General features: G+C 70.9%; 29 protein-coding genes. 10 read left to right on the top strand and 19 right to left on the bottom strand.

What is annotated here, in order from left to right:
• Positions 1 to 92: 92 nt before the first annotated feature.
• Complete coding sequence (locus NLX86_RS22095) at positions 93 to 1205, bottom strand: PP2C family protein-serine/threonine phosphatase (RefSeq protein ID WP_254373488.1); 1113 nt, start codon at positions 1203 to 1205, stop codon at positions 93 to 95.
• Between the two features lie 149 nt (positions 1206 to 1354).
• Between NLX86_RS22095 and NLX86_RS22090 the strand changes: the two genes are divergently transcribed.
• The 3 genes from NLX86_RS22090 to NLX86_RS22080 all read left to right on the top strand — a co-directional run bounded on the left by NLX86_RS22090 (position 1355) and on the right by NLX86_RS22080 (position 4118).
• On the top strand, positions 1355 to 1930 hold the full coding sequence (locus NLX86_RS22090; protein WP_254373487.1) for a TerD family protein: 576 nt from the start codon (positions 1355 to 1357) through the stop codon (positions 1928 to 1930).
• Positions 1931 to 2043: 113 nt separating this feature from the next.
• Positions 2044 to 3318 carry a VWA domain-containing protein gene (locus tag NLX86_RS22085; protein WP_254373486.1) on the top strand — a complete coding sequence of 425 codons (1275 nt, stop codon included), beginning with the start codon at positions 2044 to 2046 and terminating at the stop codon, positions 3316 to 3318.
• Between the two features lie 14 nt (positions 3319 to 3332).
• Positions 3333 to 4118 (top strand): hypothetical protein, encoded by a 786-nt coding sequence (locus NLX86_RS22080; RefSeq protein WP_374213927.1) that lies wholly within the window; start codon positions 3333 to 3335, stop codon positions 4116 to 4118.
• A gap of 37 nt (positions 4119 to 4155) precedes the next feature.
• On the opposite strand, the gene NLX86_RS22075 is transcribed toward NLX86_RS22080, so the two are convergent.
• Both NLX86_RS22075 and NLX86_RS22070 read right to left on the bottom strand, forming a co-directional pair.
• The gene (locus NLX86_RS22075; protein ID WP_254373484.1) at positions 4156 to 4677 is read right to left on the bottom strand and encodes a DUF6328 family protein; all 522 of its coding nucleotides are present in this window, start codon (positions 4675 to 4677) and stop codon (positions 4156 to 4158) included.
• Positions 4678 to 4859: 182 nt separating this feature from the next.
• Positions 4860 to 5228 (bottom strand): hypothetical protein, encoded by a 369-nt coding sequence (locus NLX86_RS22070; RefSeq protein ID WP_254373483.1) that lies wholly within the window; start codon positions 5226 to 5228, stop codon positions 4860 to 4862.
• A gap of 346 nt (positions 5229 to 5574) precedes the next feature.
• Here NLX86_RS22070 and NLX86_RS22065 point away from each other — a divergent pair, with 346 nt between their 5' ends.
• Entirely contained in the window at positions 5575 to 5940 is a 366-nt protein-coding gene (locus NLX86_RS22065; RefSeq protein WP_254373482.1) for a DUF6479 family protein, read from the top strand.
• A gap of 61 nt (positions 5941 to 6001) precedes the next feature.
• On the opposite strand, the gene NLX86_RS22060 is transcribed toward NLX86_RS22065, so the two are convergent.
• Complete coding sequence (locus NLX86_RS22060) at positions 6002 to 6241, bottom strand: DUF5133 domain-containing protein (RefSeq protein WP_254373481.1); 240 nt, start codon at positions 6239 to 6241, stop codon at positions 6002 to 6004.
• A gap of 9 nt (positions 6242 to 6250) precedes the next feature.
• The gene (locus NLX86_RS22055) at positions 6251 to 6739 is read right to left on the bottom strand and encodes a flavin reductase family protein (RefSeq protein WP_254373480.1); all 489 of its coding nucleotides are present in this window, start codon (positions 6737 to 6739) and stop codon (positions 6251 to 6253) included.
• Between the two features lie 86 nt (positions 6740 to 6825).
• On the opposite strand from NLX86_RS22055, the gene NLX86_RS22050 reads away from it, so the two are divergent.
• Entirely contained in the window at positions 6826 to 7251 is a 426-nt protein-coding gene (locus tag NLX86_RS22050; protein ID WP_254373479.1) for a CBS domain-containing protein, read from the top strand.
• Positions 7252 to 7323: 72 nt separating this feature from the next.
• On the opposite strand, the gene NLX86_RS22045 is transcribed toward NLX86_RS22050, so the two are convergent.
• The gene (locus tag NLX86_RS22045) at positions 7324 to 7494 is read right to left on the bottom strand and encodes a CsbD family protein (protein WP_254373478.1); all 171 of its coding nucleotides are present in this window, start codon (positions 7492 to 7494) and stop codon (positions 7324 to 7326) included.
• Between the two features lie 285 nt (positions 7495 to 7779).
• The gene (locus NLX86_RS22040; protein WP_254373496.1) at positions 7780 to 8313 is read right to left on the bottom strand and encodes a type 1 glutamine amidotransferase domain-containing protein; all 534 of its coding nucleotides are present in this window, start codon (positions 8311 to 8313) and stop codon (positions 7780 to 7782) included.
• 166 nt (positions 8314 to 8479) lie between these two features.
• Here NLX86_RS22040 and NLX86_RS22035 point away from each other — a divergent pair, with 166 nt between their 5' ends.
• A complete protein-coding gene (locus NLX86_RS22035; RefSeq protein WP_254373477.1) occupies positions 8480 to 8683 on the top strand; it encodes a DUF6381 family protein in 204 nt (67 codons plus the stop codon).
• A 5-nt stretch (positions 8684 to 8688) separates the two neighbouring features.
• Here the strand turns inward: NLX86_RS22035 and NLX86_RS22030 are convergent, their stop codons facing one another.
• Positions 8689 to 10230 (bottom strand): FAD-dependent oxidoreductase, encoded by a 1542-nt coding sequence (locus NLX86_RS22030; RefSeq protein ID WP_254373476.1) that lies wholly within the window; start codon positions 10228 to 10230, stop codon positions 8689 to 8691.
• A gap of 141 nt (positions 10231 to 10371) precedes the next feature.
• Complete coding sequence (locus NLX86_RS22025) at positions 10372 to 10821, bottom strand: SRPBCC family protein (protein ID WP_254373475.1); 450 nt, start codon at positions 10819 to 10821, stop codon at positions 10372 to 10374.
• A gap of 450 nt (positions 10822 to 11271) precedes the next feature.
• On the opposite strand from NLX86_RS22025, the gene NLX86_RS22020 reads away from it, so the two are divergent.
• Positions 11272 to 13536, top strand: a complete 2265-nt coding sequence (locus tag NLX86_RS22020) for a SpoIIE family protein phosphatase (RefSeq protein WP_254373474.1) — start codon at positions 11272 to 11274, stop codon at positions 13534 to 13536.
• 46 nt (positions 13537 to 13582) lie between these two features.
• Here the strand turns inward: NLX86_RS22020 and NLX86_RS22015 are convergent, their stop codons facing one another.
• Complete coding sequence (locus NLX86_RS22015) at positions 13583 to 16549, bottom strand: HAMP domain-containing protein (protein WP_254373473.1); 2967 nt, start codon at positions 16547 to 16549, stop codon at positions 13583 to 13585.
• Positions 16550 to 16751: 202 nt separating this feature from the next.
• Here NLX86_RS22015 and NLX86_RS22010 point away from each other — a divergent pair, with 202 nt between their 5' ends.
• Complete coding sequence (locus NLX86_RS22010) at positions 16752 to 17759, top strand: SigB/SigF/SigG family RNA polymerase sigma factor (protein ID WP_254373472.1); 1008 nt, start codon at positions 16752 to 16754, stop codon at positions 17757 to 17759.
• 37 nt (positions 17760 to 17796) lie between these two features.
• Here the strand turns inward: NLX86_RS22010 and NLX86_RS22005 are convergent, their stop codons facing one another.
• The 3 genes from NLX86_RS22005 to NLX86_RS21995 are packed head-to-tail and all read right to left on the bottom strand — an operon-like array spanning position 17797 to position 18889.
• Positions 17797 to 18267: an ATP-binding protein gene (locus tag NLX86_RS22005; RefSeq protein ID WP_254373471.1), complete on the bottom strand. Its 471-nt coding sequence runs from the start codon at positions 18265 to 18267 to the stop codon at positions 17797 to 17799.
• Positions 18268 to 18294: 27 nt separating this feature from the next.
• Positions 18295 to 18678, bottom strand: a complete 384-nt coding sequence (locus NLX86_RS22000; RefSeq protein WP_254373470.1) for an STAS domain-containing protein — start codon at positions 18676 to 18678, stop codon at positions 18295 to 18297.
• Positions 18679 to 18718: 40 nt separating this feature from the next.
• Positions 18719 to 18889: a hydrophobic protein gene (locus NLX86_RS21995; protein WP_254373495.1), complete on the bottom strand. Its 171-nt coding sequence runs from the start codon at positions 18887 to 18889 to the stop codon at positions 18719 to 18721.
• 107 nt (positions 18890 to 18996) lie between these two features.
• On the opposite strand from NLX86_RS21995, the gene NLX86_RS21990 reads away from it, so the two are divergent.
• Positions 18997 to 19449: a rho GDP-dissociation inhibitor gene (locus NLX86_RS21990; protein ID WP_254373469.1), complete on the top strand. Its 453-nt coding sequence runs from the start codon at positions 18997 to 18999 to the stop codon at positions 19447 to 19449.
• 213 nt (positions 19450 to 19662) lie between these two features.
• Here the strand turns inward: NLX86_RS21990 and NLX86_RS21985 are convergent, their stop codons facing one another.
• The 6 genes from NLX86_RS21985 to NLX86_RS21960 all read right to left on the bottom strand — a co-directional run bounded on the left by NLX86_RS21985 (position 19663) and on the right by NLX86_RS21960 (position 25251).
• Positions 19663 to 20520 carry a YhjD/YihY/BrkB family envelope integrity protein gene (locus NLX86_RS21985; RefSeq protein ID WP_254373468.1) on the bottom strand — a complete coding sequence of 286 codons (858 nt, stop codon included), beginning with the start codon at positions 20518 to 20520 and terminating at the stop codon, positions 19663 to 19665.
• Between the two features lie 16 nt (positions 20521 to 20536).
• Complete coding sequence (locus NLX86_RS21980; RefSeq protein ID WP_254373467.1) at positions 20537 to 21571, bottom strand: rod shape-determining protein; 1035 nt, start codon at positions 21569 to 21571, stop codon at positions 20537 to 20539.
• 148 nt (positions 21572 to 21719) lie between these two features.
• A complete protein-coding gene (locus NLX86_RS21975; protein WP_254373466.1) occupies positions 21720 to 22118 on the bottom strand; it encodes a hypothetical protein in 399 nt (132 codons plus the stop codon).
• Between the two features lie 180 nt (positions 22119 to 22298).
• Positions 22299 to 22700 carry an ATP-binding protein gene (locus NLX86_RS21970; RefSeq protein ID WP_254373465.1) on the bottom strand — a complete coding sequence of 134 codons (402 nt, stop codon included), beginning with the start codon at positions 22698 to 22700 and terminating at the stop codon, positions 22299 to 22301.
• Between the two features lie 173 nt (positions 22701 to 22873).
• The gene (locus NLX86_RS21965) at positions 22874 to 23797 is read right to left on the bottom strand and encodes a MurR/RpiR family transcriptional regulator (RefSeq protein ID WP_254373464.1); all 924 of its coding nucleotides are present in this window, start codon (positions 23795 to 23797) and stop codon (positions 22874 to 22876) included.
• Positions 23798 to 23937: 140 nt separating this feature from the next.
• Entirely contained in the window at positions 23938 to 25251 is a 1314-nt protein-coding gene (locus NLX86_RS21960; protein ID WP_254373463.1) for a phytase, read from the bottom strand.
• A 279-nt stretch (positions 25252 to 25530) separates the two neighbouring features.
• Here NLX86_RS21960 and NLX86_RS21955 point away from each other — a divergent pair, with 279 nt between their 5' ends.
• A complete protein-coding gene (locus NLX86_RS21955; protein WP_254373462.1) occupies positions 25531 to 26508 on the top strand; it encodes an ABC transporter substrate-binding protein in 978 nt (325 codons plus the stop codon).
• Positions 26509 to 26538: the final 30 nt, after the last annotated feature.

The following is a 26538-nucleotide window of genomic DNA, read 5'->3' as shown; positions in this document are numbered from 1 at the left end:
CGACCGACGACAACGCGGCGAGGCGCGGCCCGCCGCGGAGCGGCTGATGTCACTGCGGGCACGCGAGCCCGGCATGACCGGCCGGACAGGTCCTAGAGCCGCTCGATCGCGACCATGGCCGCGTCGTCGCCGAGGAATCCGCCGACGTGGGCCAGCAGGTCCGTACAGAGGTGCCCGAGGAGCGTGTCGGCGCCCTGGTCGGGCCAGGACGTCAGCCGTTCGCCCAGCGGGTAGAAGGTGCCGGACCTGTCGCGGGCTTCGATGACCCCGTCCGTGTACAGCAGTACGACGTCACCCGGCGCGAACGCGAACGTCTCCACGGCGAAGGCGGACTCGGCGAACGAGGTCAGTCCCAGCGGAGGAGCGGGCCGGCGCACTTCGAGCGCTGTCGCCCGGCCGCCGCGCAGCAGCAGCGGCGGCGGATGCCCGCAACTGATCAGGTGGAGAACCGATTCGGTATCGGGGACGTCGAGCACGGCCGCCGTGATGAACGATTCCCCCCGGTCCTCGCTCTCCTCGCCGTCGGCCGCCGGATCGTCCAGGTCCGAGGAGACGGTCCCCTCGAGGTAGGTCATGAGTGCGGGCAGATCGGCCTGCCGGTGCGCGGCCCCCCGGAACGCGCCCAGCAGAAGGGCGGCGTCGCCGATGGCCTCCAGGCCCTTGCCCCGGACATCACCGATGATCAGCCGGGTCCCGCTGGCCGTGCGCGTCGCGGCGTACAGGTCGCCGCCGATCTGCGCCTCGGCCTCGGCGGCCAGGTATACGGAGGCGATGCGCAGGGGACCGATTCGGTGGGGAATGGGCCGCAGCACCACCCGTTGTGCGGCCTCTGCCACCGAGCGCAGCCGCGTCAGCTCCCTCTCGTGCCGCTCCCGCAGGTGGGCGAAGAAGGTCACGAACAGCGAGATCAGGATCAGCGCGATGATCTGGAAGCTGTGGTTCAGGTCGGTCAGGCTCGTGCGCACCATGGCGACCACCGCCTGGGCGAGCACGGCAAGCGCGCCGATGAACGCCGTCATCCGGGGGCCCGCGAACGACGCCGTGACGGCAGGGGCGGCGACCAGGAACGGGCCCAGGTGGACTTCGGGCGGAGCCAGGATGTCGACGACGGTGACGATCACGATCAGGGCGATGGGCACCGCCACCAGCGCGTGGCTCGGCTCCCACGACCAGCGGTGATCCCGGTGGTACCGCCGGAGATCCATGACTCCTGGATACACCACAGCGGCCCTCCGTGCCCCTGGTACGGCAACCGGGTGACTTCCGGGAACCGATCGGGCCGGACACGCGTTGCCACCTTGGGCAAAGAAACTGTCAAGGGGCGCGGCCCGCGCCGGATTGAGCAGGGATTTTCATGGGTGTCAGCCTCTCCAAGGGCGGCAACGTCTCGCTCACCAAGGAGGCCCCCGGCCTGACCGCGGTCACCGTGGGCCTGGGCTGGGACGTACGCAGCACGACCGGCACCGATTTCGACCTGGATGCCAGTGCGCTGCTGGTGGACGCGAACGGCAAGGTGGTGTCCGACCAGCACTTCGTCTTCTTCAACAACCTCAAGAGCCCGGAGGGCTCGGTCGAGCACACCGGCGACAACCTCACCGGTGAGGGCGAGGGCGACGACGAGCAGATCAAGGTGAACCTCGCGACAGTCCCCGCCGGGGTCGACAAGATCGTCTTCCCGGTCTCGATCCACGAGGGTGAGAGCCGCAGTCAGAGCTTCGGCCAGGTCCGCAACGCGTTCATCCGCGTGATGAACCAGGCCGACAGCAACGAGCTCGCACGGTACGACCTGAGCGAGGACGCCTCGACCGAGACCGCGATGGTCTTCGGCGAGCTCTACCGCAACGCCGCTGAGTGGAAGTTCCGCGCGGTCGGCCAGGGCTACGCGTCGGGCCTGCGCGGCATCGCGCAGGACTTCGGCGTGAACATCTGATTCCGGGTGTGAGGGGCTGCTGTCCGGCTTGCCGGACGGCAGCCCACCGGTTCGCCGGTGCCACAACTCCCCCTCGATTTGGGCCTTGAGGTGATCGTCAATACGATCCGGCGATGATCACAAGAAAACGGCGGGCGGCCAGGGCCTGGGTCCTGCTCGCCGCCCTGGCCACCGGAATGCTCCCGGTAGGCGCCGCAGCTGACGAACCCTCACCGAAGCAAGCCCCCAAGGTCGAGCTGGTGCTCGACGTGAGCGGCTCCATGCGGGCCCGGGACATGGACGGCCAGAGCCGGATGTCCGCTGCGAAGCAGGCGTTCAACGAAGTGCTGGACGCGGTGCCCGAGGAGGTGCAGCTCGGCATACGCACGCTGGGCGCCAACTACCGCGGCGACAACCGGCAGCAGGGCTGCAAGGACACCGAGCAGCTCTACCCGGTCGGCCCGCTCGACCGGACCGAGGCGAAGACCGCCGTGGCCACGCTGGCACCCACCGGCTGGACACCGATCGGGCCCGCTCTGCTGAAGGCGGCCGACGACCTCGAAGGCGGCGACGCGACCCGGCGGATCGTGCTCATCACCGACGGCGAGGACACCTGCGCCCCGCTCGACCCGTGCGAGGTGGCACGCGAGATCGCCGCCAAGGGCATCCACCTCGTCATCGACACCCTCGGACTGGTCCCGGACGCCAAGACCCGCAGCCAGCTGAGCTGTATCGCGGAGGCGACCGGCGGCACGTACACCTCGGTGCAGCACACCGACGAACTCTCGGGCCGGGTCAAGCAGTTGGTCGACCGCTCCGCGGACCCGGTGGCCGTCCCCGTGGCGACCGAGGGCGGGGCCGAGTGCGCCAAGGCGCCCCGGCTGGAGGCCGGTCTGTACACCGACCGGGCGAAGTTCGCCGAGCACCGCTGGTACCGGGTGGACGTACTGCCGGGCCAGGAGCTGCGCGCCTCGGTCAGCGTCGCCGCCGACCGGGCGGTGAACCCCGACTACGGCGTACTGCTGCGTGCGGTGACCGTGCACGGCCGGGAAATCGTCCGCGGGTCGGAGGCGGGCACCGGGCGTACGGACGTGATCTCGTCCGGTCTGCGCTATCCGAAGGCCCCGCGGGACGATGTCGACAAGGACGCCGAACCGGCCGCGGAGACCGTCTGCCTCCAGGTCAGCAACTCCTTCTCCGCGCCCCCCACGGTGAAGACCACTCCGGGCCTGCCCGTCGAGCTCTCCGTCGACCTGGTGGACTCGCCCGACGAGCCGTCCGACGTGGCCGTATTCGGCCTCGGCCGCGGCTGGTGGCTGCTCGGTGCCCTGATCCTCACCGGCTTTGCGGCCGGACTGCTGTGGGGCTGGGTCTCCCGCTGGCGCGTCGCTGTCTGGAGGACCAACTGATGCGTAGGACACGGATGACACGGGTACTGACCGGCGCCCTGCTGGCTGCAGCGGCGCTGGTGGGCACTGCCGGCCCGGCGCTGGCGGACGACCCGTCCGCGAGCGCGTCCCCGACCGGCGAGGACGCCGCCGCGCCGACCGAGGCGGGCACCGCCTTCCGCGACGCGACGGCGATCGAGCAGGGCCGGCGTGCCACGGCCGCCGCGTCCACCGGCGACTACCTGTACTGGGTGTTCCCGGCCGACGCCGGCGAACGGCCCACCGTCAAGGCGAAGCTGACGCTGCCCGAGTCCGCCACCCGGCGTGGGGCGTCCACCTGGCAGCTCGATGTGTACGACGGACTGCGCCGCCGCCAGGCCTGTACGTACGGCATGCAGACCAGGACCGCACCGGCGGACGCTGCCTCGGTGGAGCTGTCCTGCACCTTGCTTACGGTGCGGGCCTGGGCCGAGCCGTGGGCCAACGATCCACTGCCGGGCAGCTACTACATCCGGCTGACGGTCCTCGACGCGCCGGAGGAGGACCTCGGTCTGCCGGTAAGGGCCGAGGTGGAGGCGACGACGGCCGACGCGGGCGGCGCTCACGCCGTCGACGGCAGGCTCTCGGCTCCTCTGGTGCAGGGGGCCGCCGCCCGCACGGCCGGGGCCGGTGGGCCGGCGGACGGCTGGGCCTCCGGCTGGTGGACGGACCGCTGGATCTGGACCGCGGCCGGGGGCGTACTCGCAGCGCTCGCGGGTGTGGCCGGCTACTGCCTGACCCGCGGCTCCGGACGGCCGTCGCGGGTGCCGCCCGCCGCCTGACCGAGCCGCCGCCTCACCACCCGGCCGCCGTCCGGGTTCACTTCTCGGGCGGCGGCCGGGTGGACTCCGAGTGGAGGGTCCAGGCCGGCAGGACGAACCAGCACAGCACGAACCACACCACCATGCCGGCGACCAGCCACAGGGCCCAGGTGTCGTGCAGTGCCACGCGCAGGATGAGCAGCAGGGCGGACGCCATCGTGCAGAGCAGCAGGATCAGTCCGAGGACGGTCAGGCGCGAGGCCCACTCGACCGTCTGCGGTTTGATGCGGCGTCCGGTGACCAGGCGGTGGAACGACACCGGGCCGATCAGGGCGCCGGTCGTCGCCGCGCCCAGTACCACCGTGACCGCGTAGATGTTCCGGTCCGTCGTGCTCAGGTCCACGAAGCGCGGCTGGAACACCACGGTGAGCAGGAAGCCGAAGAGGACCTGCACGCCGGTCTGCGCGACCCGCAGCTCCTGAAGGAGTTCTGCCCACCTTCGGTCCGCGCGCTCCTCTTCCGTCTCGTCGCGGCCATGGGCCTGAACGCTCTTCCCGGCCGCACCTCTCCCCTCCGCCATCCCGACCGCCTCTCCTCGTACGGTGCCTCGGATCCATCGTCCTCACAGCTCGACCGCATCGGCCGGCCGGATCTCCGCGTCGGGGAGGACCAGTCCCACGAGATCGGCGTGCGGCCCCGCCGGCGCCGTTCCGGAGGAATCCCTCCGTAATGGGAGCGCCCTTCACCGAGGCCCATGCACGGCTACCGGCTCGCGAGCCGCAGTTCGACTTCCTTCTCCTGGTCACCGGCGGCCATACCCTCGTCCTCCACGGCGAACGCGGCTGCCAGTACGTCCCTCAGCCGGTCCACCGCCCAGTAACCGCCCTGGACGGCGGCCATGACGGGGGCCGTCAGATGCATCGGTTCCGCTTCGGCGCGCAGCTCCGCGACGTCGATCGTCGAGGTCCACACGGTCGGCCGTCCTCCGGCCGCGTCATGCGGTACGTCGTCGTCGGTGCGGTCGGAGGCGAAGGAGCGCCCCAGCACCCGGAACACGGCGTGGGCGTCGTGGGCCGAGCAACCGCTGAGTTCCACCACGACCTGGGTCGCGGGCTGCTGTGTGCTGTCCACCGTGGGTCCTCCCTCTGGCGATCACCGGTCTCGCGCCGCCCGCCGGAGGGCCGCGGTTCCAGGCTCACCCCGCGGCCCCGCCTGTGCGACCGGAAGGTCGGCGATCGAGTACCCGCCGAGCCGCCCGGAAACCAGTGGTCGCCTGCTGTGTGCGTCCGACAGCGGGGGGTACCCGAAACGACATGACCGTTGAGAAAACGAGTGTCCTGGTCCTGGACTCTGCCGAGCCCGAACCGCTCGCCCTTCTCAGTCATCACCGTGTATCCGATTTGCACCAATGGGACACGAATTGCCGATCTCCGCGCCACGAAACATGAGGCGTCGGATCGCGGGGTACTCGGGGTGCATGAACACTCCGAACAGACTCCAGGACCTGGCTCCCGACGTCGTCCTCGCGGCCAGGGACCATGTGATCGGCATCGCGCCGTTCGTCGTGGGGCTGTGTGTGGTGGCTTTCCTCATCGGCGCCTTCTGGTGGGGCAAGAAGCGCCGGGCCCAGGAGCCGCCGGTGCCCCGGCCCGAAGATCAGCCGCGCCAGCCGGACCACAGGGCTCATATCGACGAGTACGGCAATCATTCGACCGCCGATTTCCCGACCGGCGGCGACCGGCTGATGCCCTACCAGCTCAAGGGGCACGGCAACGACGTCGCCCATCCGGGCGGCGAGGAACCCCGCGAAACCGGCGGCGACACCGCGACCGGGCGCGGCTGACAGCCCCGGTACGGCTCGGTCCTCTCGGTGCGGTCCTCTCGGTACGGCTCTCGGTACGGCCTCAGCGATCCCGGAACACGTCCGCGGACCGGATGACCGTCCGGGCCCGCCCGAGGTAGGACTCCGCCTCGGCGATCGCGTCGCGGGCGGTGCGCTTCCCCATCAGCACACACAGGGTGTAGCCGATGTCCTCGAGCCTGCGCCGTCTGGTCAGATCGCGCGGCTCCGCCAGGACCAGGCGCTCCCACACGCGGTAGCGCCGCAGCAGGGCGGCGAGCAAGGCCTTGTCGGGAAGCAGCATGCCGTCTCCTTAAGCCGGGTGGCCGGGCGTGAGATCGACGACGTCGCTCAGGCTCAGCAGGGCCCCCCGGGATGGTGCGGCGGTGGCGCCCTCCTCGACCGGGCTGAGCAGGAAGCCCACATGGTCGCCCCAGTCGGCGTGGTCCTCCACCCGCCCGACGAACCAGGCCCGCGCCTCCGCCAGCACCGGGGCTCCGCCCTGACCCGGCCGCCACCGGATCTGGCTGAATTTGTCGACACGGTCGCCGGTCCGGCCGCCGAACAGCTCCGCCAGCCCGCCCTGGTCGCGGCCCAGCAGATGTACGGCCAGGAAGCCGGCCCGCCGGGCCACCCCGTAGGTGTGGTTCACCTTGGAGAGCCATACGACGAACCGGGGCGGGCGCAGCGAGTTCTGGGAGGCGAACCCGACCAGACAGCCGGACTGCTCGCCGTCGGCCGCGGCCGTCACGACGTACATCGGGTAGTCGAGCAGGTCGGTGAACCGATCCAGGCCCGTCATCGCTCGTCCTCTCCGGCGTCCTGGCCATCCCAGGGATATGGCGGGTCAACGGGGGGCAGGGGCGGTACGTCAGAGGGAGAGTGGCCATGACACAGCTCGTACGAGACGTGATGACGACCGGAGTCGAGACTCTGCCGCCCCATGCGTCGCTGGTGGAAGCCGCCCAGCTGATGCGCGACCGGCACATCGGGGATGTGTTCGTCGCCCAGGGGGACCAGGTGCTCGGTGTGCTGACGGACCGCGACATCACCGTGCGCGCGGTTGCCGAAGGGCCTGATCCGCACACCGTGCCGGTCCGTTCGGTGTGTACGCCGGACGTGGTCACCGTGGGACCGGACGACGAGGTGTCCGACGCGGTTCTGAAGATGAGGCGTCATGCGGTGCGGCGGCTGCCGGTCGTCGAGAAGGGTCATATGAAGGGCGTGGTCAGCCTCGGCGACCTGGCCGTGGCACGCGACCCGGACTCGGCACTCGCCGACGTCAGCGAGGCCTCACCGAACAACGGCATGTGACGGCGATCGCCGCCGCTCCGGGCTCGCGCGTCCGACGGGGCCGCACCCCGTCGGACGCGCGAGAAGCCGGGGCTACCGCGACTTCTTCATCTGCTTGGCGGTCTTCTGCGCGGCTTCCTGGGCCTTGCCCGTCATCTGCTCGCCGCGGCCCTCCGCCTGCATGCTCTGGTCGTCCATGGCCTTGCCGGTGGATTCCTTCATCTTGCCCTTGAGCTGCTTCGCCTTCGCCTTAGCCTTCGCCATGACGGTTGTCCTTTCACGGTGGGGTTGGACTGGCGTATCCACAGTGCGCCGCTCACTCTGAGTCCGCAAACGGGCACAAATCTGGTGGGATCGCGGTCAGTCGGGCGCCTCCGGGACCGGCCTGTTTCCCGGTTCCGGATCCTCGGGCGGCTCCTGGTCCGGCTCCCGATCCGGCGCGCGGGGTTCCGACTCGGCCGGCTGGGGGTCGTGCGGCACCGGGTCCGGCCGGCTGGGCACCGGCCCCGGGCCGTCGGGGGGCGGTTGTGTGGTCATGGTTGCTGTCCTTCAGCCGCGGAACTCACTGATGAACGCCGCACAGAAGGCCTTCAGATCACCGGGCCTGCGGCTGGTGATCAGGGTGCCGGGGGCGGACTGATCAACCTTCACCTCCTCGTCGACCCAGGTCCCTCCCGCGTTGCGGATGTCGGTACGGAGACTGGGAAAGGAGGTCAGCGTCCTGCCGCGCACCACATCGGCCTCCACCAGCGTCCAGGGGGCGTGGCAGATCGCCGCGACCGGCTTGCCGAGGCCGAAGAAGTGCCGTACGAATGCCACGGCGTGGGGGTCCATGCGCAGAGCGTCCGGGTTGACGACACCGCCGGGGAGGACCAGTGCGTCGAAGTCCTCGGCCGTGCTCTCGGCGACCGTCCGGTCCACCGGGAAGGTGTCGGCCTTGTCGAGATGATCGAACGCCTGCACCTTCCCGGGCTTCGTGGAGACCAGTACCGGCTCGCCGCCGTCGTCGATGACCGCCTGCCAGGGCTCGGTCAGTTCGACCTGCTCGACTCCCTTGGGGGCCATGAGGAACGCCACTCGCATGCGGCTCACGTCCTTTCGTGGATCTGCGCAGCGGTCTACGACCCCCGTCTGCCCCTCCCGGTGGGGTTCACGCGTACACGGCGCCGGGACTACCCGGGTTTGCCCTCCGGCGGCCGGGGCAGCCGCCCAGTGCCCAAGGGCACCCCGCCCCTGACCGGAGGCCAAGATGACCGATCAGCCGATATCCCGCACGCGTGCCGAGTACGAACGCGGCAAGGCCGAGGAGTTGGTGCGCAAGGCGCGGCGCTCCGAGGATCCGGAGGAGGCGGAGCGGCTTCGTCACCGGGCCGAGCAGCTGAAGCAGCACAGCGAGGCTGCGCTGCGCCACGAGCCCGAAGAGGGGGACATCCGGGAGGAGTACCCCCGGTAGCCACGTCAGTTCCCGGTGGAGTCGTTTCCGGCCGTGTCGTGCGCGGCCGCGGGCATCTCCCGGCGTTCGAGCGGCCGGGTCGCCGGGCCCTGTACGACCGAGCCGTCGGTGGCGAAACGGGAGCCGTGGCACGGGCACTCCCAGACTCGTTCGGCGTCGTTGAACCCGACCAGGCAGCCCATATGCGTACAGCGAGCGGACACCGCGCTGACGGCTCCCGCATCGTCGCGGTACACCGCGCACCGCTGGCCCTCGACCCGTACGACCGCCCCGCTGCCCGGCCTGATGTCGTCGGCGGAGCCGTCGTGGGGGACGTGCAGGCGGTCCCCGACGAAGTGCTCCACGACGGAGGTCTGCGCTTTGAGGAACCCCGGCATCTCCCGCAGTGGCACCAGTCGGCGCGGATCGTAGAGCTCGGTCCAGGCGGGGCGGGGTCCGCCGGTGAGATGGGCGGCCAGCAGCCGGCCGGCCATCACCCCGTTGCTCATGCCCCAGCCGCCGAACCCGGTGGCGACGTAGACGTGCTGGGTGCCGGGGTGGACGTGGCCGACGTACGGCAGATGGTCTGTGGAGTCGTTGTCCTGGGCCGACCAGTGGTACCGCGTTTCCGCGTCGGCGAAGCCGGGGAGGTGCTCGCACGCCCAGGAGTCGAGCCGCCCGAGCCGCTCGACGACGTCCCCCGATCCCGGTACGAACGACTCACCCGTGACGATCAGCAGCCGCCGCTGGGAGCCGTAGGGGGCGGTGCGCACGGACCGGGTGCCCTCCTCGGGTGTGATGTACATGCCCTGCGGAGCCCCGTCGGCCGGTACCGGCGCGGCGATGACCAGCTCGCGGCGAGGCGTGAGCCGCGCGATGAGCGTGGTGTGGTCGAACGCCGGGAAGTGGGTGGCGACGACGACGTCCTTCGCGTGTACGGTCGCTCCCCGCTCCGTGGTCAGCCGGCAGCGCGCGCCCTCGTGGAGGGTCGTGATGCGTGTGCGTTCGAAGATCCGCCCGCCGAGCGCGGTGAAGGCGTCCGCGAGACCCAGCAGGAACTTGCGCGGGTGGAACTGGAGTTGCCCGTCGACGCGGACGGCGGCGGCCACCGGGTAGGGCAGGTCCGTCTCGGTGACGAACGAGGCGGACAGGCCGGCCTCCCTGGCCGCCTCCGCCTCTGCCCGGATCTCGTCCACCCGCCGGTCGTCGCGGACATAGGTGAAGGCCGGTACCCGCTCCAGCTCCGCGTCGATACCCAACTCGGAGCAGAGGGCCGCCACATGGTCCAGCGCCTCCTGCTGGGCACGTGCGTGCAGCGCCGCGCTCTCGGCGCCGTGCGCCTTGCGCAGCCGGGCGTAGCCGAGCCCGTGCAGCGCCGTCAGTTTCCCGGTGGTGTGGCCGGTAACCCCGGAGGCAATGCGGTCCGCCTCGACGACGACGACCTCGCGGCCGGCCCGGGCCAGTTCCCAGGCGGTGCACAGGCCCGCGATGCCCCCGCCGACGATCGCTGTGTCCACGGTGAGATCGGCTTCGAGGGAGGGATGGCCGGTGGGCGGAGTGGTGGCCATCCAATACGACTCATGGGCCGTGGACCGGTGCGCTGCCATGCCCCAACGGGTTCCCCGTGACCGGTCCGGCTAACGGTCCGTGCGTCCGGCCAACCTCTATCGGCTCAACCCTGCGGCCAGGGAGCCGGCCGCGCCGACCCCCTAAACCTGGCCGCGCCACGCGCCCGTCTCCGAACCCCGCTGCTCGATGAACGTACGGAAGCGCTCCAGGTCGTCCTTGACCTGCCGGCGTACGACGCCCAGCTTGTCGGCGGTGGTCTCCGCGAGGCCCTCGGGTTCGAAGGCGAGCTGCATCATGATCTTGCAGCGGTGGTCCGAGAGCCGGTGGAAGGTGACCACCCCGGACTGGTGAACGTGCCCCGCCGTCGTGGTCCAGGCCACCCGTTCGTCGGGGATCTGCTCACAGATCCGCGCATCGAACTCCCGCCGGATCCCGTTGATCTCGACCTCCCAGTGGGTGAGCGTCGGGGTCAGCTGTTCGATGCGCTGCACGCTCTCCATGAACAGCGGGAACTCCTCGAACTGCGTCCACTGGTTGTAGGCGGTGCGCACCGGGACACCGACCTCCACCGACTCCTCGACCTGCGACACGCTGCCTCCCCCTTTCGTCAGGCGACCGCGTCCGGCGGGCGAGGCGGCCCGGGGCGGGGACGCGGCTCGGGGTGCGGGCCGGGCCTCGGGTCGGGCCGGGGGCCGGGCCTGGGTTCGGGTGCCGGCTCGTCCGGTCGCGGGGACGGCCTGGGCACCGGCGTGATGTCTGGGTCCGAGGGGACGGGGATACTCATGACTGCGCGCCCTTCCGCCGCCGGGGCGTGCCCCGCGGGTCGCCCCGGCCGGTCTGCTCACCCCCCGCGCTGCGGCTACCCCGCCGGTGGCCGCTCAACCGGCGCCGCGGGCGGGAACTGCCCCTGCCGGGCCCGGCCTGCCCGAGTAGAATCCGGTGCGTCGCGATCGTGTCTGCGACTCGTACGTACCAGCAGGTACCCGCAGTTACCCGCACGCGTCCCATGGCGCCCATGGCCTCCTCGAGACGGAGAAGTCATGATCATGCCCGAGCTGGGGCCTCCGCCGGGCCCGGCCGACGAAGAGGGAGACCTCCGCGCGGCCGTGGCCGAGCTCTCGGCAGAGGTCACCGCCCTGCACGCCGAGCGGGCGCGGCGCCATCTGCTGGACCTCGCCGCCGGCGTCCTGGTCGCCCAGCTCTCGGTGACTCCCTTCGACGCGGCGGACCATCTCATACGCCTCGCCGAGTCCACCGGGCTGAGTGCGGAGGATTTCGCGGCCGACATAGTGAACGCCGCCGCGGGGTTGGTCGTCGCCGAAGCGGCCGGCGAGCACGAGGTGGCGCACGCGCGCCGGTCCCGCCGGACGACTGCCGCGGCGGAGTCCGGCGACACGGTCGGCGAGGTGGCGGCCGCGCTGCTCGAAGGGGGCTTGCGCCCGCTGGGCGCACAGGCGCTGTGGCTGTGGCGCCGCACGGCGACGGACTGCCTGGAACTCGCCGGGCACGCGGGAGCGAGCGCCCCGGAGGCCTCCCACTGGCAGTGGATCCCCCCGGAGAGCGGCGGGCCACTGCACCGCGCCCTGGCCGGGGCGGAGCCCGGCTGGCTGCCGGCCGGTCCGCCGTCCGCCGAGCGGTTGCCGGGTCCCGCTCCCGACGCGGGCCGCGCGATCGTGCCGCTGTGGCACCGGGGCACCGTCACCGGCCTGGCGCTGGCGGTCTGGCCGGGCCCCGCCGATCTCGACGAGCCGGTACGCCGGGCCCTCGTGGGGCTGACCGAGACGGCGGCCCGGATGCTCGACGAGGCGGGATCCGATCCGGCGGAACCGCCGGTGCTCGGCGCCCTGCTGGATCTGCTGGCGCATCCGGCGATGATGCTGCGTACGGATCCGGAGACCTCGGCTCTGTACGTCGAGCACCTCAATCCGGCGGCGATGAAGGCCGCGGGCGGGATCCACGCGCCGACGGGGCGTCCGCTGGCACAGGTCTTCCCGCATGTCGACGGCGATCTCGTACGCCTGGTGGTGCGCGTACGGTCCACCGCGGCCCCGCAACGCGCCGGCCGGATCCCCGGCAGCTACCGGCACGGCGGCCCGGATCCCATGCTCGACGTCCGGGTGCTGCCGGCCGGCCGGGGGCACACGGTCGTGCTCTGGCACGCCACCAGCGACGCGGGGCTGTCCGTCGCGCGGGCGCTGGGCCGCCTGGAGTACGTCGCCTCCTTCGAGGACGACCTGATCACCGGCGACTCCCGGTGGAGCGACCAGGCGTACACGATCTTCGGCATCCCCCGGGACACCGATCCGATTCCCCTGCGCAAGCTCGGACCGCGGCTGCACGCGGCGGACACCGGCCGGCTGGACGAGCTGCTGACCACGGTGACCGGCCGGCTGGAAGGTACGCACACCCTGGTACGCGCCATCCGCGACGACGGAGGACTGCGCCATGTGCGGATCGCCGCGGAGCCGCTGCTGACCGACGGCGTGCTCACCGGCGTCACCGGCATCTACCAGGACGTCTCCGCCCGGCACCACACCGAGGTCGCGCTGAGCGCCACCTTCGACCAGCTGACCGCCGTCCAGGCGCAGTCCGCGCTGCGCCACCAGCTGGCCCTCCAGCTCCAGCAGGCGATCGTCCCGGAGGTGCCGAGGCTCGAGGAGTCGCCGGGGCTCCAGGTCGCGGCCCGCTACCGGCCGGCGGCGGAGGAGTACCGCGTCGGCGGTGACTGGTACGACGTGCTGCCGCTGCCCAGCGGGCGGGTCCTGGTGGCGGTCGGTGACATCGCCGGGCACGGCATCGACGCCTCCACCGGTATGGTCGCCCTGCGCAACGCACTGCGCGGGCTGGCCTTCACCGGCCACTCCCCCGGCCGGCTCATGACCTGGCTGAACGAGGTCACACTGCACACGCACGGGCGTCCGACGGCCACCGCGGTGTGCGCGCTGTACGACCCGGCCGACCGTTCGCTGTGCTGGGCGAGCGCGGGCCATCTGCCCCTGTTGCTGCTGCGGGAGGGAAAGGCCGAGCTCCTGGAACCCCCGCGCAACATCCTGCTGGGGGCGGTCCCGTCCGCGTGCTACCAGGAGACCGTGACCCAGCTGATGCCCGGCGACACGCTGCTGCTCTACACCGACGGGTTCATCGAGCGGCGCCACACGGGGCTCGACGAGAGTCTGGCGATCCTGCGGCGCGCGGCCGAGAGGCTCGGTCCTGGCGGGATGGACGAGCACGCCGACCGGCTGATGGGGGCTGTCATCGGCGACACGGACGACGACACCAGTCTGGTGGTGGTCCGGGTGTCCTGACCGGTGGCCCGGTGACGACGCGGGTCGGCCGCCGGTCGGCCGCCGGTCAGCCGCCGCTCAGCCAGCTGCGGATCCGGCCGACCAGGTCGTCCGTGTCGACGGGCTTGGTGACGTAGTCGTTGGCGCCCGCCGCCAGCGCCTTTGCCCGGTCGCCGGGCATCGCCTTGGCGGTGACCGCGATGACCGGTACGTCGGCGAACTGCGGCATCGCCCTGATGGCGGCCGTGGCTGCGTAACCGTCCATCCCGGCCATCATCACGTCCATCACGATGAGGTCCACGTCCTCGTGCGCGGCCAGCAGTTCCAGCCCGGCCCTGCCGTTGTCCGCCTGCAGGACGCGCATTCCCTCCCGCTCCAGGACTTCGGTGAGCGCGAATACGTTGCGGGTGTCGTCGTCGACCACGAGGACCGTACGTCCCGCCGCCGGGGCGCCGGGCGGCGGCGCACCCTCGAGTTCCCACCCCAAACGGCGGCCGACGCGCGGCCGTTCCGGGCCGTGCTCGACGTGCACCGGGAGGTACAGCGTGAAACGGCTGCCCCGGCCGGGGCTGCTCTCGGCCACGACGGCGCCCCCGAGGAGCTGCGCCACCTCGCGGCTGATGGACAGGCCGAGGCCGGTGCCGCCGTAGCGGCGGGCGGTGGTGCCGTCACCCTGCTGGAAGGCGCCGAAGATGGTCTCCAGGCGGTCGTCCGGGATGCCGATGCCGGTGTCGGTGACGCGGAAGGCGAGCGCGGGCCCGCCGCCGCGCAGGGCCGGGGGCAGTTCGTCGTCCGCGGCGCGGTCGACGCGCAGTTCGACGTATCCCTCGTCGGTGAACTTCAGTGCGTTGGACAGCAGATTGCGCAGCACCTGCCGGAGCCGGGACTCGTCGGTGGTGACCTCGCCGGGGATGCCCGGTGCGGCGATCACCCGGAAGTCCAGCGCGCGTTCGCCGGCAACCGGCCGGAAGGTGGCCTCGACATACTCCAGGAGAAGACTCAGCGAGACCGGTTCGGGATGGATGTCCATCTTTCCGGCTTCGACCTTCGACAGATCCAGGATGTCGTTGATGAGCTGGAGCAGGTCGGATCCCGCGGAGTGGATGACCTCGGCGTAGTCGACCTGCTTCTCCGTCAGATTGCCCTCGGGGTTCTGTGCGAGCAGCTGCGCGAGAATGAGCAGGCTGTTCAGCGGAGTGCGCAGTTCGTGGCTCATGTTGGCCAGGAACTCAGACTTGTACATCGACGTACGGGAGAGCTGCTGCGCGCGGGCCTCCAGCTCCTGGCGCGCCTGTTCGATCTCCAGGTTCTTGCGCTCGATGTCGCGGTTGCGGTCCGCCAGCTGGGCCGCCTTCTCCTTGAGTTCGGCGTTGGAGCGCTGAAGTTCCTTCTGCCGGGCCTGCAACTCCTGTGAGCGGGTGCTGAGTTCGGCGGTGAGCCGCTGGGACCGGTCGAGCAGTTCGTCGGTGCGGGCGTTGGCGATCAGCGAGCTGACGTTGACGCCGACCGTCTCGATGAACTGCTCCAGGAAGTCGAGATGGATGGCGCTGAACGGGTGCAGCGCGGCCAGTTCGATGGCGCCGAGTACCTGGTCCTCCACGACGATGGGCAGCACGATCAAGGTGGTGGGGTCGATGGAACCGGTGCCGGAGGCGATGGTCGCGTAACCGGGCGGCAGGCCGTGGACGGTGATAGTGCGGCGGCTGTGGGCGGCCTGGCCGACCAGGGACTGCCCGATCCGGAAGCGCCGGGGGCCGGCGGCGGGGTCGTCGGGCGCTCCGTAGGCGGCGATCCGGACGAGTTCGGTGCCGTCGGGGTTCTCCTGGGCCAGGAAGAAGGCTCCGTACTGCGCGGAGACCAGCTCGGGCACGCCTTCCATGATGAGTTCGGCGACCGCGGCGAGGTCGCGGGTGCCCTGCATGAGCCCGGCTATCCGGGCGAGGTTGGTCTTGAGCCAGTCCTGTTCCTCGTTGGCGCGGGTGGTCGCGCGCAGCGACTCGACCATGGCGTTGATGTTGTCCTTGAGGTCGCCGACCTCTCCGGGGGCCTCGACCGTGATCGAGCGGGTCAGGTCGCCCTCGGCGACCGCGCTGGTCACCTCGGCGATGGCGCGTACCTGGCGGGTGAGGTTGCCGGCCAGCTCGTTGACGTTCTCGGTGAGCCGCTTCCAGGTGCCGGAGACCCCTGCCACCTCGGCCTGGCCGCCGAGCCGGCCCTCACTGCCGACCTCGCGGGCCACCCGGGTGACCTCGGCGGCGAAGGACGACAGCTGGTCGACCATGGTGTTGATGGTGGTCTTGAGTGCGAGGATCTCGCCGCGGGCGTCGACGTCGATCTTCCGGGTCAGATCGCCCTGCGCCACGGCGGTGGTGACCTGGGCGATGTTGCGGACCTGGTTGGTCAGGTTGGTCGCCATGGAGTTGACGTTGTCGGTGAGGTCCTTCCAGGTGCCGGAGACGCCCTGGACGGTCGCCTGGCCGCCGAGGTCGCCCTCGGTGCCGACCTCACGGGCGACCCGGGTGACCTCCTCGGCGAACGAGGAGAGCCGCTCGACCATCGTGTTGATGGTCTCCTTCAGTTCCAGGATCTCCCCGCGTGCGTCGACCCTGATCTTCTGGGTCAGGTCTCCCCGCGCGACGGCTGTGGCGACCTGCGCGATGGACCGTACCTGCGAGGTGAGGTTGTCGGCCATGGTGTTGACGCCGGTGGTGAGCTCCTGCCACACGCCGCTGACGCGGGGCACCCGGGCGTGGCCGCCGAGCAGGCCCTGTCCGCCGACTTCCCGGGCCACTCGGGTGACCTCCGCGGTCACCAGCGACAACTGGTCGACCATCCCGTTGTAGATCGACGCGATCTCGCCCAGCAGGCCGTCGGCATCGTCGGGGAGGCGGGTGCTGAAGTCTCCGTCGCGTACGGCGGTGAGTCCTGCCAGCAGCCTGCGGAGTCCTTCTTCGCTCAGTTCCGTGGTGGTGGGGCGAGCTGGCCCGGCACCGGTGGTCCGCTCGGACTCTTGCATGGCTGACCTCGCGCTCATGACGGACTGGGTCCACTGTGGCACGCGGCCGCGCGCCGGTCATCCGCGCCTGGCCCCGCAGAGCCGGCCCGGGCGCGCGGCCCGGGCCCCCACTCGGCACAAGAGCGTCAAATTGGCATAATCGGGTAAGCCCCTTAGGGAAGCTCACGCGACGGTCCCGCTGCAGCCGACAGCGCCGGCCGCATTCCGTCGGAGGAGCCTCATGTCCAGTACCGCCCGTACCGCGAGAACCGCCAGAGCCGCCCGCACCGCCGCTACCGCCCGCACCGCCGGGCGCACCAAGGCGGCGTCCCGACGTACGAAGGCGGCTTCCGCCGCATCGGCCGCGCGCCGGCCACGCCGCCGGGACGCTCCCCCCGAGGACGCCTCCCCTCTCGCCGGGCTTCCGGAGATCCCCGACACCCGGACCCTGAGCACCGTGGACGCGCGGACCCTGTCGACGGCCATGTTTCAGCGGCTGGGCACGCTGGAGGAGGGCACCCCGGAGTACTCCTACGTCCGCAACACGCTCGTCGAGCTCAATCTCAGCCTGGTGAAGTACGCCGCGACGCGGTTCCGCAACCGCAGCGAGCCGGTGGAGGACATCATCCAGGTCGGGACGATCGGCCTGATCAAAGCCATCAACCGGTTCGACGTGGACCGCGAGGTGGAGTTCGCGTCCTTCGCGCTGCCGACCATCGTGGGCGAGATCAAGCGCTTCTTCCGGGACACCAGCTGGGCCGTCCGGGTGCCCCGCCGGCTCCAGGAGCTGCGCATCGACCTGGCCAAGGCGTACGACACACTGGAGCAGGGGCTGGGCCGCGTGCCGACGGCGGCGGAGCTCGCCGACCGCCTCGATGTCACCGAGGCTGAGGTCATCGAAGGCCAGCAGGCGGCCAACGGCTACATCGCCCGCTCGCTCGACGCTCCGCTGAAGGAGGACGAGGCCCGCTGCGCGGTGACCCGCTGTCTCGGCGAGGAGGACCGGGCGTTCGACGTCATCGAGTGCCTCGAGTCCCTCAAGCCCCTGATCGCCGCCCTGCCCGAGCGCGACCGCACGATCCTCTCGCTGCGCTTCGGCGAGGAACTCACACAGTCGGAGATCGGCGCCCGGCTGGGCATCTCCCAGATGCATGTCTCGCGGCTGCTCGCGCGCGCTCTGTGCACGCTGCGCGCCGGCCTGCTGGAGGACCAGCCGCCGGAAGCCGCCCACGCGGCCGGCTCCCAGTGACATTGACATAAGGAACGTAAGGGACGCGGGCTACTGGCTACTGGCGCGGGACCGGCTGCCGCCGACGGGCCTGCGCGCCGCCGCGAACCGGTGATGCCACCTCCAGCCAGACGGTCTTGCCGTCCTCTCGCGCCGCCGAACCCCACCGGCGCGCGAGCCGCTGCACCACCACCAGGCCATGGCCGCCGGGCAGTGCCGCGCTGCGCGGCGGGCGAAGCCGTGGGTGCTCCGAACTGGTGTCGGCGACCTCGATCCGCAGCCGCTCGTCGGTGCAGTTCAGTACGAGTTCCGTCGGCCCGTCGGCGTGCAGGCAGGCGTTGGTGACCACCTCGGAGACCAGGAGCAGCACGTCATCGACGACGGCCCGGTGTTCCTCGTCCTCGGCCGGCGTCCAGCCCCAGTCCGCCAGGGCTTCGCGGGTGAAGTCGCGGCAGCGCGTGACCAGGCCCTTGGTGCCGTACAGCGCGAGACGCCGGGTCTGGCCCTGCGCCAGGAGGCTCTCGCTCATGAGTGTCCTCCCGCCACTACGGTCCGACTACGTCTGCCGCCTGTCCGCCAGCGCTTCGGCCAGGTCGGCGTGGACCCGGAACACTCCGTCGGCTCCGGTGATGTGGAACATCCGGGCGACCGGCGGCTGCAGAGCGGCAAGCTCCAGCCGTATCCCCGAGTCCTGGGCGGCCAGCCTGCCCCGCAGGAGGACGTTCAGCCCGGTGGAGTCGCAGAACCGCAGTTCCGCGCAGTCGACCAGGATCCGGTCCGCTCCCACGCCCAGGCCGTCGGCGAGCGCCTCACGCAGCGGATCGGCGGTGTCATGATCCAGCTCGCCCGCGAGCGCCAGCACCACCGCGCCGTCGGCCGCTCTCTCCCTGACGGTGAATCTCGCTCCGGGAACGCCCTCACCTGCCGGCTGCCCGGTCATTCCCGACACCATGCGGAACACTCCCGTTCAGTGCACACACCTACCAGCGGTACCAGCGTGACCTGCTGCCTCCCGAGGCCGCACCCCGCATGAAGAAGCCGAGCAGCCAGATGACCAGAACCGCCAGCGCGAGGTACCACAGGATTTCACTCGCGAATCCGAGCCCGAAAAGGATCAGGATCAGAAGGAGCACCAGCAGGAGCGGAACCATGTCGATCATCTCCTCGCCTCGACGTGTCCGTGCCTCGGCCTGCAGGTGCCCCGAATAGGCCGACTTACGCATATGCTGGCACCGTCGTCCGGAAAGCTGGTTGACCGATGAGAACGCCCCTGGAAGAACCGATCGGCAGCGTTCAGGAATTCGAGCTGCTGAGTGTCACCCTCCAAGCGGAGGGGCGCCAGGACATCGATGTCGCCCTTCCCGTACCCGGGGAAACCGAGCTGGTTACCCGGGCTGCTCCTTTCACGCTGAAGGAAGGCGCGGAAGTCCGAATCACGCTGGGTTTCCGCCTGGGAAAGGCCGTGGAGGGCCTCAAGTTCACGGATGTGCGGCGACGGCAGGGGGCGGTGATCGGCATGTCCGAGGTGCTCCTCGGCGGTTACCGGCCGGGCGGTCCGTACGAGGTGGTCCTGCCGCCGGAGCGGCTCCCCATCGGCCACCTGGCGCGCGACATGTACGAAGTGACCGGCACTTTCGTCGACGGCGAGGGCAACGTCCTGGGTCATGAGAGCCATGCCTTCGTGATCACGAAGGACTGGTGCGACACCTGACGCGCATTGCTCATTCCGCGGGGGGCGGACCGGCGGTGCGGGCGGCTGTCCGGTTCAGCCGGTCGAGCCGTGAGCACGGGATCGGTCGGCGCGAGGACGGCGGGCGGCCGGCCCAGCAGCCGCCAGGTGGTCGACCACGAACGCAGGCCGAACGGGCGGCACGCCGACCCCGAGGAAGACCATGGGCAGGGGAAGGGTGCGGGTACCCGGCGATCACGGGGGCATGCCGGCTTCTGCCTCGCGCCGCAGTCGGCGCTGCGTGCGATGTTCGTGGAAGAGGCGTCCCACGAGCGCCCCGCCGTAGACGACCACGCCCACGCCCACCAGCCAGGACTGGACGACCAGGACGGTCCCGAAGGGGCCGTAGGTGATGGCGTTCGAGGCGATCAGCGGTGAGAAGACGAGCTGGGAGAAGACCCGCAGGCCCAGCATCGCGACGGCGGTGCACACCGCGCCGGGCAGCAGGGCCCGCCAGCGGACCCGGCCCCCCAGCAGCAGCCGCTGGGACAACCAGAAGAACAGGAACGTGCCGATCAGGTCGCCCAGGACGCCGACGACCGAGGCGATGATCGAATCCCCGGAGGCGGGGGTGCTGACGAACAGCAAGAGACCGAGGATGAGCATGCCGAGCCAGACGACGTGCCGCCACATGGTGTGCCAGCGGGCCGTAGGCAGGTCCCAGACCTTCTCGTAGCCGGTCTGCACGGCGGCGCCGAAGGTCAGCCCGAAGACCGTGACGGCGGCGAGACCGAATGCCGTCGTGCGCTGCAACGCCTGTCCCGGCAGACCGAAGAGGCGCTCGATCTCGTCCCGGGAGGACTCCGACACCCCCAGCGCGTGCCCCAGCCACCGGCCGAAGCCCTGCCCGCTCGCCGGATCCGCCGCCGCGACGACGATCAGGAGCGGCACCATGGTGAGGAACGCGAGCGCCGCGAAGCCCATGGCGCGGTGCATCAGCTCCATCTCGCGCCCGCGGCTCCAGCCGAGGCCGGCCCAGGAGGCGAGCAGCCTGTCGTGCAGGTGCCGGATCCGGTGGGCGTGGTGCGCCACACCCGAGCGCTTCGGGGTCATGTCCGCGGCCCGGGAGTCAGCCGACGGTCCTGCCGTCGATCATCGCGCCCAGCCCGCGGACGGCGCACTCCTCCGGGTCGTCGGCGATGTGGACGGGCACCGTGACGGCCTGGCGCAGCAGCGCGTCTAGGCCGGGCAGGCGGGTCACGGCGCCGGCGATCACGATGCCGCGGTCGGCGATGTCGACGACGAGGTCGGGCGAGCAGCGGCGCAGCACGGTGAACACGCTGTCCATGACGGCGCCCAGCGGGGCGCCCGTCGCGTCGCGGGCGGCCTCGGCGTCGACGGTCACCGAGCGCGGCATTCCGTTGCTCACGTCCCGGCCGCTGACCTCGATGCCGGGGTCCGCTTCGTACGCGGTCGCGCTGAGCTGGTGGAGCAGGGCGCGGACGGCCTGGCTGTGGACCGAGAGCCCGTACCGGGCGCGGAAGTGCTCGACGACGCTCTGGGCTATCACATCGCTGCCCACCGGGGCGCTCGCCGACGCGACGACGGCCCCCAGGGACAGGACGGCCACCTGGGTGCGGTCCGAGCCGGCCACCACGACCATGGCTGCTTCGGGGCGTTCGACCGGGAGGCCGCAGCCGACCGCGGTGGCCAGCAGGGTGTCGACGAGTTCGACCCGGCGTATCCCGGTGCCGCTGAGGGTCTCGACGGCGGAGCGGCATGCCACGGGCGGGCTGCCGTACGGGAGGCACACCGCTGCCCTGGTGAGCGGGGCGCGCTGCCAGGCCCGGCGCAGTTTGGGCCCGACCACGTGGCGCAGCAGGCTCCGGGCGAGTTCGACGTCGACCACCATGCCGCCGAGGATGGGCCGGACTACCGCGATGTGGGCGGGCGAACGGCCCGCCATCTGCTCGGCCTTGGTGCCGACCGCGACGACGGTGCCGCACTCCTGGTCCACGGCGACGACGCTGGGTTCGTCGGCGACCAGGCCGTGGTTCCTCAGATAGACGCGGGTCCGGTCCGCGGCCAGGTCGACAGCGACGGAGCAGCGCTGCAGGCGGTCTCTCACGGCCAGGATCGGATCGCTGACGCGTATGTCCTCCACGGGACCTCCCTCGCTGAGCGGCACGTTCCTCCCACCCTGCGGGCCATTGGCCTCGGCCGCCCATCAGGGTGCTCCGGGCGTGGCGGTCCCGCCGGGTGTGGCGGTTCGCGAAGAGGGGCCGGACGGGTGACTCGGCGGGAGGTGCGACTCAGACGCGCAGCCGTCCGCGCCGGACGCCGCTGCCGGCGATCAGTGCGTCGCTGATGACCCGGACGCCGCGGGCGATGCGGCTCAGCTCGTCCAGTTCGAGGGCGTAGAGCCGGATGGTGTTCTCGATGACGCTCTCGGACACACCCAGGGTCGGCAGCTCGGCCCGTGAGGTCTGCAGGGCCACCCGGACGGCACGGATTTCGTGCTGGACGTGGAGATGCGCGTGGCGGGCGAGTATGACGTGATTGCGGGTGAGCGTGGAGTAGCCGGCGTACCGGGCGGGCAGCAGATCGCGCAGCCACCGGGCGGCCGTGCGCTCCCAGTCGTGGCTGCCGGGGGCCTTGACCTGACTCGGCCAGTCGGCGGCGGTCGGGGAGAGGGTCTGAGGCATCGTCATCGCTTCCGGGTGAGGTGCGGATGTGGTGCGGCGGTACGGGTAACGGGCGCTGGTGGCGCGGATTTTGGCGGCCCCGGCCTAGGGGATGACCGGGGCCGCCATGGGCGTCCGCAGAGCGGAGCGCCCGGTAGAACACCCTGGAGCCGACGAGAGGAGTCCGCGTCGTTCCCGGGTGTCCGTTCAAGTGGCCCGTAGGGCCTCGATGCGGTAAATGGCCCGCACCTGTGTGGAGTTGACGGTCGTGATGCTGTCCACCGACTGTGCCAGGCTGCACACGATGCCCAGTCCGCGACCGAACTCCTCGTCGAGATCGTCGAGTGAGGCTCTCAGCGTGGCCCGAGGCGGACCGCCGTAGTCCGTGACCTGGATGCACAGGGTCCGGTCCGCCGCGGCCAGCGCCAGGCCCAGAGTCATGGTGTCCCGCCCGTGCACCGCCGCGTTCCCCGCCAGTTCGCCCACGATGAGGAGGCTGCAGTGCTGGTCGTCCTTGGCGAGGCACCACGCGTGCAGGCAGGCCGCCGCATGACGCCGGACCGTGGACACGTGCCGCTCGCACGCCGGTGCGGCGATGACTGAGTACATGTACGGACCGCCGGCTTCCTTGCTGAGGGTATGGGTGTGCTCGGGACTGCGGGGACACCCCGAGGTCACCCACACGCAGTAAATATATATACCGTCGAGTAAGCAAGGGCATGAAAAAATTCATGCATATTTTCGGATGAAACCTGAGCTCGGCGGCCCTGCCGCGGCCCCCGTCAGCTCTCGTGGAAGAAGTGGTGCTGCTCCGCGACCTGCTCGTACCCCTCCAGGCGCGCCTGGGTGCGCTCCGGGACGGCGTCGGCCATCGCCTGGAGCAACGCCGCGGACAGCACTCCCGGGGCCGCGTAGGAGTCGAAGACGAGCCGCGATCCGGTGCTCGCGCTGAGCGCCACATCCACTTCGTCCACGAACGGTCCGAGCGGCTGATCGGTGATCAGCGCGACGCGCAGCCCGGTACTTCGGGCATCCCGGATCGCCGCCAGGGTCTCGTTGGCGTACCTCGGCATCGAGAACGCCAGCACCCACGTCCCGCCGGCCTCGCGTGACTGCAGCAGCGCGTCGAATGCGACGCTGCCGCCACGCGTCACCAGCCGTACGTCGGGGTGGATCCGTCGCGCGGCGTACGCGAAGTACTCCGCCAGCGAGACGGAGATACGCAGGCCCAGGATGGTCAGCGGCACCGACATGGCCAGGTCCCGCCCGAGTTCGATGACCCGGTTGGGATTGCCGAGCAGCCGGCGCAGGCTCTCCAGGTTCTCGATCTCGGTGTCGATGGCCGCCTGGAGCTCGTTGCGGCGGATCTCCTCCGGGGTGTCGGGGGAACCCGCGACGGCGCTGAGCGCGATCGGGTGCAGGGCCTCGCGGAGCGCCGGGAAACCGCTGAAACCGAGGGCGGAGGCGAAGCGGGTCACCGACGGCTGGCTCACTCCCACCCGTTCGGCGAGTTCCGTGATCGACAGGAAGGCCGCCTCGGGGAGGTGGTCGACCATGTACTGGGCGATGCGTCGCTGTGCCGGGGAGAGCCGGTGGCCGTCGAACAGGGCGAGCAGCCTGGACGTGGGGGGGCCCTCGGTGTCCGACGTTTGCTGCCCCGAGGTGATCGCGGACGCCTGTGCGCGTGCCTGCTGCCCTGATGGCACCGGCGTGCCTCCTTCTCGTCCCACTCGTGCTTCAACATAGCTCACTCGCTGTGGGCGCAGGGCAGCTCGGCGGCAGGTCCTCCCCGGTCGCGGGCAGCGGGGCACACGGCTGAAGTACCGTGTGCCCCGCTCCCTGGGCGTCACATGTCGGCGGCGTCGACCACTGCTCCGAGGTCGACGAACTTGAAGCCGGTCGCCTCCCGCGTACCGCCCTCGCCGTCCGGTACCTCAGGCGTGTCATGCCCGTCCTGGACGACCAGCAGGCCGCGTGGGTAGCGGTCTCCCAGGGGGGCGTTGAGCACCGCGGCGCCGTCGCACTCCTGCGAGCCGTCGAGCACCTCCGTCGCGGCCGTGACGCGGAAGCCGCCCTCGTACTCGTTGTCGTCGCCGACCTCGCGGTCGTACAGCGCGAAGGTGTTGTCGCCCTGGCTGGAGGCGAGGAGATAGCCGTCGCCGTCGCGCTCCTGGAAGAGCGTCAGTCCCTCGACGTCGGCCGCCAGGCGGTCGCCGCCGTAACCGGGGTCGGCGCCCGGCTCACACTCCTCGCTCTCCTCGTCGTAGACGCCGGGGACGCCGTACTCCTTCACCTTGTCCACCAGCACCGGCGCGCCGGTGAGATCGGCGCGCAGCCGCCAGATGCCCACGTCCTCCTGGCCGGCGTACAGCATGCCGTTGGCGGGGTCGACGACCATGCCCTCCACCTGAGGCCGTTCGCCGGGCTCCCCGCAGGGGGTCCAGGTGTCGCCGTTCGGCAGCTGGAAGGAGGCCGGGAGGTCGAGGGAGCGCACCGTGCGGTAGCCCACGGTCCCGGTCGCGGTCACCTTGAGTTCGAGCAGCGCGACGCGGGTCTCGTTGCGCCGGCTGACCAGCGCGTACGAACGGCCGGTGGCCCGGTCCGTCCAGGCCGCCAGACCGTACGCGGTCCGCTGCTCGTTGACCTCCGCCTGGTCCGCGGAGAAGACGGGGGCGACCGCCGGGTCGGTGATGTCCCGCAGCGGGCCGCCGGGCCGGGCCGGATCGATGCGGTAGATCCGCAGCCGGTCATGGCCGCGGTCGCTCACGACGGCGACGTCCGCCCGGCCGGAGGGCAGTCGCAGGCCGGTGACGAGGTCGACGTTGTTGAACCGGCCGGGCGCGTCGTCGGCGGAGGCCGGCGGCGGTGCGGGTACCGACTGCACCAGTCGCGCCCGCAGGTCGTAGACGCGCAGGCCGCCTTCCTTGGCGGTGGCGACGACGAGGCTGCGGCCGGGGGCGGCGGCGTTCCGCCAGATCGCGGGGTCGTCCGCGTTGGCGTTGCCGCCGTTCTCGTCGTCGTACAGGGCGGCGGTCTCCGCGGTGGGGGGCACGGCCGGCAGGGCGGCCGGGCCCGCCTGGGCGGGAGACGCCGGGAGGAGGGTGACCAGCGCGAGGGCCAGGGCGGCGGCCGCCACCCCGGCACGGCGATGCGTTCTCACAGACGCTCTCACAGACGCTTCCTCAGGGTCGGGTACTTGGCTGTTGGTCCGTCGGGAAGCGTGCTGCGGACGTGCGGCGCCCGGCGGTCACCCGGGTGATGCCGGGGTGTTCAGCGCGTGAACTCGCCTCTGTCGGCGGCGCGTTGGACCAACGCACGGTCGCCCGAACGCAGTTGTGATTCGACCGTGACTTGTTGCACAGCCCGCACCAAGGTTAGGGTTACCTTACTTTCGGTCCGGGGTGCGGATTCGGGCCACTGTCAGGAGAGGCTTGCCTTGATGTCCAGTTCCCTCACCCGGCGCGCGACGGTCGTCGCTCTCGCCACCGCCTTCGCCGTCACCCTCACCGCATGCGGCGGCGGCAAGGACGACACCAGGTCCTCCGACGGCAAGAAGGGCGACAGCGCCACGCACACGGTCGCGACGGTCATGGGCGAGGTGAAGGTCCCGAACAGCCCGAAGCGCGTCGTGGTGCTCGACACCGACGCGCTCGACTCGGCCGTCACACTCGGGATCACGCCGGTCGGGGCCACCACCGTCATGGACAAGGCGCCGTTCTCCACCTACCTGCCCGAGGACTCGCTCAAGGGCATCAAGGCGGTCGGCCTCATCGCCGAGCCGAACCTCGAGGCGATCCACGCGCTCAAGCCCGACCTGATTCTGAGCAGCAAGGTCCGCGACGAGAAGAACTACAAGTCGCTGTCGGCCATCGCGCCGACCGTCTTCTCCGACACCACCGGCCCGACGTGGCGGAAGAACTTCGACCTGCATGCCGACGCCCTCGGCAAGAAGGAAGAGGCCGAGAAGGTCGTCGCCGACTACGACACGCATGTCAAGAAGCTCACCGAAGCGCTGGGCGGGCCCGCGGCGGCGAAGAAGACCAGGGTCGGCTTTGTACGCTTCGTAGAAGGCGCGGACACCCGCCTCTACCTCAACGACACGTTCGTCGGCTCCATCCTCAAGGACCTCCAGGTCGGCCGCCCGGCGAACCAGGACACCACCGGCTTCTCACTCGACGTCAGCCCCGAGCAGATCGACAAGGCCAACGCCGACGTCATCTTCTACTCCACGTACGGTGACGCGAAGAAGGCCAAGGAGACCGACACCACGGGCGGTCCGCTCTGGAAGAAGCTGGACGCGGTGAAGAACGGCAAGACCTTCAAGGTCGACGACAACGTGTGGATGCTCGGCATCGGATACACGGGTGCCGGCAAGGTGCTGGACGAGATGGAGAAGAACTACGCCGCCGCCAAGTGACCTCACCTGGTTCGTACCCGGGGGCCCGCA

Source organism: Streptomyces sp. A3M-1-3, assembly GCF_024213665.1.
In the GTDB taxonomy this organism is placed as follows: Bacteria; Actinomycetota; Actinomycetes; order Streptomycetales; family Streptomycetaceae; genus Streptomyces.
Note: the sequence above shows the minus strand (reverse complement) of the source record. Positions and strands in the feature narration are given on the sequence as shown.